General features: G+C 45.1%; 4 protein-coding genes. All 4 read right to left on the reverse strand.

The annotated features are described in order from the left end of the window. Window positions 1-8: 8 nt before the first annotated feature. A complete protein-coding gene (locus tag AC1DSE_RS28235) occupies window positions 9-1688 on the reverse strand; it encodes an extracellular solute-binding protein (RefSeq protein ID WP_477509754.1) in 1680 nt (559 codons plus the stop codon). A 99-nt stretch (window positions 1689-1787) separates the two neighbouring features. Next, entirely contained in the window at window positions 1788-3443 is a 1656-nt protein-coding gene (locus AC1DSE_RS28240; protein WP_477509755.1) for a response regulator, read from the reverse strand. Window position 3444: 1 nt separating this feature from the next. Then, entirely contained in the window at window positions 3445-5178 is a 1734-nt protein-coding gene (locus tag AC1DSE_RS28245; protein ID WP_477528559.1) for a sensor histidine kinase, read from the reverse strand. 54 nt (window positions 5179-5232) lie between these two features. Further along, on the reverse strand, window positions 5233-6156 hold a 924-nt coding region (locus AC1DSE_RS28250; protein WP_477528560.1), incomplete at its 5' end, for a GH85 family endohexosaminidase C-terminal domain-containing protein.

Here is a 6156-nt window from a genome sequence, read left to right on the forward strand (position 1 = left end):
CACTTGGATTATTGCTGTGAAGCGTTCCATTCATTGACTTCTTGTGTAATTTGATCGCCGCCGAGCGCTTTCCAATCCTCGACGAACTTGTCGAATTGGTCGATCGAAGCAGCGCCGTAAACGATTTTCGTGAAGATTTCAGTCTCCATCTTCTCCAATGTAGCTTTTTTCTCACCCATCGTATCGGTAGGAGCTCCGCCGTATCCTTCAGCGATCACTTTACCTTCATCCGACAGTTTCTTCAGCACCATCATCGCTCCTTCTGGACCGTTCTGGTACATTTCACCGTAGAAATTCAAGTCTCCGCCTTCAAATGCCTTGATTTTATCGTAGGTTGATTTTTCTTCCGGGTTCAGCTTGGATGGATCCCCGATCTTGATCGCTTCCGCTACGTTCACCGAACGGTTGATATCTTTATCCGGCGCAAACAAATCCACCATTGAATATTTGGCAACCGTTATACCGCTGCCGTCTACTCCATATTTCAAATAATCTGCAGTTTCTCCATACAGCTTCTCCATGAAGAGATTTGCCATCTTGACCGCAATTTCCGGATGTTTCATATCCTTCTTGACTACATAGTAGAATGATGCGCCAAACGGCATTTGTACGGTGGCATTACCGCCATCGACGGACGGGATCGGAAACGCTCTCCACTCTGCAGCACCGTTTTTCTTTTTGTTATCTTGAAGCGGCCATTGTGAAGCCCAGCTTGGTCCAAACAGCATCCCAATACGGTCGCCGACCAGCGACTCCGCAACTTTCGAACCGTCCTTTACGCCAAATTCCTTATCCAGTTCGCCGTTCTTGTACAGTTCCGCCAGCTTGATTAGCGCTGATTTGACTTCTGGCTGGATGCTTCCGTACACTAAGTTGCCTGATGCATCTTTTTTCCAGATTCGAGGATATGCGCCGTAAGCATTCAGGAATCCATTCAGGGAAGGATATCCGTTAATGATATCTTTGCTTAGCGCGATGCCGAATGTATCCGCTTTGCCGTTGCCGTCAGGATCTTTGGTTGTGAAGGCATTCGAAATTTGCAATACTTCTTCCCATGTTTTCGGCTCGGAAAGACCCAGCTTCGTCAACCAGTCCGTACGCAGCCATAGCAACGGTGTTTGCGCGCCGATCATCGGCTCCGTCTTTGGAATTGCATATAATTTGCCGTCGAAAGTAACGGATTGCAAAGCCTGCTTGTCCTGCTCGAAAACGCTTTTTACAGCTGGAGTTGCATATTTCTCATAAACCGATGTCAGATCCTCCAACATATCCGATTCAACCAATTGCTTTAATTGAGAGGAGTTAACCATCATGAGATCGGGTATTTCGCCGGAAGCGATGGAGAGGTTCAGCTTCTGGAAATATTGTGCGTCCGTACCCTTTACAATCCAATCGTATTTTAGATTAATACCCATTTCTTTATAGAGATCTTCCCAGGCGTTTTTCGACTCCGATTGACCTTCCGGATACACCACGTCTTGCGTGATAAATTTCGCCGCCGTTACATCAATGGGAGGATCATATTTGCCAAGCGGCTCAATAACGGCTTCTCCTGTCCCTTGATTTCCAGAATTAGCACTCCCGCTTTGTTCGATGCCGTCGTCTTTGCTGCCGCAGCCTGCCAGCACAACGGAACATACCAAGATGTTTGCGAGAATGATACTCAAATGACCTTTTCTCTTCATCATGAACACCCTTTTCTAGTTAGTTTTCTTTGCTACGGCTTCATTATAAAAGTAAAGCGAGTACGCTAACTAGTTTCCATTCGTGACATTTGTATCTTTTATTTACACGTTTGAATCCCTCTTCAGTTCGCGGTATTCCTGCGGCGTCAGATGCGTCGCTTTTTTGAAAAAACGATGGAAATACTGGGAAGACAAGAAACCGAGCTCGGATGCAATCTCATGCACCTTGTAACCATCTTGCTCCAGCATACGCTTCGCTTTCTCCAGCCTAATTTCGTTGATATAACTGGACAAACCTTTACCCGTCAGTTTTTTGTACAACCTGGAGAGGTAGGAAGGGTTATGCCCCACCACCTCACCAATTCTCGACAGCGACAAATCCCCAGACAGATGGCTCGCCACATAATGCTGGATTTTCTGTATGAGCTCATGCTCCTGAACGACCATGCCGGCATGCTGCCATTCAAATATATTCTTGGCGTAAGATGTGAATTCTTCGCAAATTTGATGCCAGGAACGGTATCTTTCGAACTGCGTAAACCGTCCCAAATCCTGATCAGTGTGAGCGTCATTACTCGAATGCAGCAAGCCATGAGGCAGGAATACTGCCACAAGCAAATAGTATAGCTCCATCTGCACAGCGCTTGGGAAAGCTCCTGAAAGCGACGCGAAGGCAAGCAGCTCCTCCAGCGTTTCAATTGTTGCTTCCTCCTGTCCGTTCACCATGCAGGACTTCAAATAGGAAATTTTATTAAAATGAACCGAGGTAAGACGCATCTCGGCGCTACTGTTATTAGTTTGGGGCATGAATTCAGGCTCCAGTAAAATCAACTCGCTTCCGAATCCAAGACCGCTATGGAAGAGCAGATTAAGCCGCTCGAACTTGTGCGGAACGTCATACCATTCCGAGAAGCTGTTCGCAAGTGCCAGAGACAGAGGCAGCTTAAGCAAATTAAGCGATGTCAGTTGAATTTGTTCCAACATTTCGCGAACGAACAGGAATGTTCTTTTGAAAGCGCCTTGATCAGATGGAGCTTCGGAAGGTTGGATAAACCAAACCATTTTGTTTTTGTCATAACTCATAGAGATTACTTTCGTGAGTGGAGATAATAATTCGTTCGTCATATTGTCCAGCGCAAATTGGAACAGTGTTTTGTCCATCAAGCTTTCCCGTTGTCCCCAATCATCGATGCGCACAATCATGAGCAAGCAAGGAACGCCAGCATCCAGAGGAATCTGCAGATCTTCGAATTTGTCGCGTAGCGAATGCAGCGACCTGTCGTCCCCTTGTATCAGCTCGTTCAAATACTGCTTCTGAATATAAGGCAGCGCGACCTTCCTTTGCTGGCTCGCCTCGATGAGCTGCATATCCACTAATTGCTCTTGATCAAGCTGCTTGGCAACAGCGAGAATGCATTCCACAATTTTGGCATTGCCTTCCGTCTTTAGAATATAGTCCGCGCTGCCTTGCCGAATCGCTTGCTGAATATAAGCAAAGTCGCTATGACCGGTCAAGAAGATCACTTTGCACCTAGGCCACTGCTTCACAATCTCGCCCTGAAGCTCCAGACCATTCATGCCTGGCATCCGAATATCCGACAACACAATGTCTATTTTCACTCTTCCGAGCCAGATCAACGCCTCCTGCGACGTACCCGCCGAATAGATTTCCAATTCGGGTTCCGTCAACCGGCTGCATAACTTCGTAAGCCCCTGCAGAATCAAAGGCTCATCATCTACGATTAATAAGCGGTACATCTTACTCCTCCTTTGTCTTAACAGGTATTTTCATCGCAACGCCCAAGCCGCCTAGCTCGCTTCGGAATACGTATAGACCAGCCGATTGGCCAAATTTGATCTGCAGCCGCCTATGCACATTGACGACTCCCGTCGTTTCAAGTTCCGATGCATCCTGAAGCTTGAACTTGAGCCGCATAAGCTCGTCTTCCGTAAGCGCGGTGCCATTATCTTCGAAATAGATACAAAGGAAGTTGTCCCGCAATTCATTCGTAATTCGCAAATGACCATCTGATATTCTGGACTCCAGTCCATGCTGGTAGGCATTTTCAATGATAGGCTGCACGATGAGACGCGGTACCAGCAATTCCTCTCGCCACGAGGGAATCGGTTCCACCGAAACATTGATCCTGCTGCCGAACCGCATCATCTGGATATTTAAATACGCTTCAGCATGCTTCATTTCTTGCCCTAGTGACAGCTCTGACTTTGCATCTCTCGTAATAAACTGAAAGTAGTTGCCAAGATAGTGTACGAATTTCCTTGCATTATCCAAATCCTCGAATTCGATCAGCTGATGCAAAATAAAAAAGCTGTTGTACAGGAAATGCGGGTTGATCTGCGACTGCAGCTGTCTTAGTTCAGACTGTTGACTCCTAATTTGCTGCTCGTATACTTCTTGTATCAAGGATTGCAGCTTTGATACCATCTTATTGAACTGTTCTGACAGGTCCGAAAATTCGTCATTACTCCTCTGTGAAACCCGAACCGCTAGCTGACCTTCCTCCACTTTTCGGAAAGCCTTTAACAGGTTGCGGACGGGATTCCGAATCGCTTTGAAAATCCAATATGAGAAAAGCGCCATCACAATGATGGACAAAGCGAACAAGATCCAGAACAACGCATTATATTTGTCAAAGTCGCGCATAATGACGTCTTCCGGCGTGTATATTCCTAGCGAAAAATCATATCCTGACGATTGCCGGAGCGAAACCAAATATTTCTTTCCTTGGTTCTCAAATATGAGGCTTTCAACTTCACCGCCTGACTGCCTAGTTAATAATTTTTCGATTTCATCGGAGGTATTGGGCACCGCGTGATTAGTAATAACACGACCCTCCTGCTTGAAATAGAGGTAAGCTCCTCCTTGATCGGACATACTGCTTAAATCGTCCATGATCATCCGCTGATTGATCTCGATCTCGATCAAGAAGACGGGAGCCCTGTTTTTGATCACGCTTTCCGGATAATAAGAGCCCATCAGCAGCTTGTCGCCATGCCATACTAATGGAGATAATTGCTGTTGCATCTTGAATCGAATCGTTTCCAGTTCTTTGATCGAGACGCCCTCGATGTAGCTTCCGGACTTTATTTGCTTGTCAATCATCGGGATGTAAAGAGTTGCACTCGCAATATAAGAGCTGGAGTCCTGCAGAAGAGCCACCTTTCTCTCTAATCGCAAAATCGCTTCACGCAGCTCGTTTTCCGTCAAGGCCGGAGCTACCGTGCTTAAAGCCATAAGATCCTCGTCCACCAGTAAGGAACGTTTAAAATTTTCGATATTAACGATTTCATTCGTCAGTGATGACAAATAAAATTTCACATTGGTTTGCRTGGATTGCAGAATTTGATCCCGCAAACTGCTGGCCACCTGCTTGTTCAAATAAATGCCCAACATGTACACAGGTAAAATCGCGATCAAGAAGCCCAGGAGCAGCTTAGGAAAAATCGTAAATCTCCACTTTTGAAACCACATTTCATTTCCTCCTGCCGAACGTTTGTGTCGATTTCCATGATGTACTTACTATTCTCAGAAAAAAATCAATTGTTTGAACCCGCAGAAGCGTTCCAACATTGGAAAAACCCGACCGCAAAGGGTCAGGTTTTCATTAAATATATGGGTGAGCTTTACCAATCTATTCGGTAACTTGTTTACCGTAATATTCTTGACTTCGGACATGTTCCCTTTATAGTCTTCCAGCGTAATACCGATTACAGCTCCCTCTACCGGAATAGATAATCCATTCAAATCATGATATCCCCGAATAAAATAATCGGTTGTTGCACCATCATACTTTTTTGTAGGTTTAACCTCTACTCCATTAACGGTAATGTACATATGCCACCAGTCTTTCGAGGAAGGTACATCGATCCCAAGCTTATTGCCATTAATATAGTAGCTTCCATCAAATGATTCGGAATAAATATCTTTCATTTTGCTTGCATAACTGACGGTATCTATAACATTCTCTCTCTTATCCAATGTGGATCTTCTTAACAGGTAACGATCATCATCTTTCACTGGTACTTCGAATTTCGTTGAAGCCAGTTTTATATCCAAGGTCTTGGTATAAGTATCTTTTCTGCCATCCGTAAAGCTCAAGTCGAAACGAACTTTGCTGCCGCGGTTCTCCTTGCCCCAGCTGATATCGAATCCTTCGGCTGTTTCATTGACTGACACTTTCGAAAGATAATCTTTACTTTCAAGTTCAATAATGGCTGGTTTGCTCTCGCTTTGATCGGCTCCAACAGCAGTCAATTTAAGAGCCACGACATGTTTATCTAAGTTTTTCACATAGAAGTTGTCGCCATAAACTCCGCCTAAAAATTCCTCTTTTYCATTATTCAGCTTTGCATAGAGATTGTATTGCTTCACCTTACTATAATCAGTACGATTCCACACGACATCGATTTCATTGGTAAGATATCGATCTTTGACTGCAAAACCCGTAGG

It is taken from the genome of Paenibacillus sp. 01L418, from assembly GCF_056400045.1.

Excerpts from the sequence above, each read along its gene's own strand:
- AC1DSE_RS28235 (WP_477509754.1), bottom strand. The coding sequence starts at position 1,688 with ATGATGAAGAGAAAAGGTCATTTGAGTATCATTCTCGCAAACATCTTG.
- AC1DSE_RS28240 (WP_477509755.1), bottom strand. The coding sequence starts at position 3,443 with ATGTACCGCTTATTAATCGTAGATGATGAGCCTTTGATTCTGCAGGGG.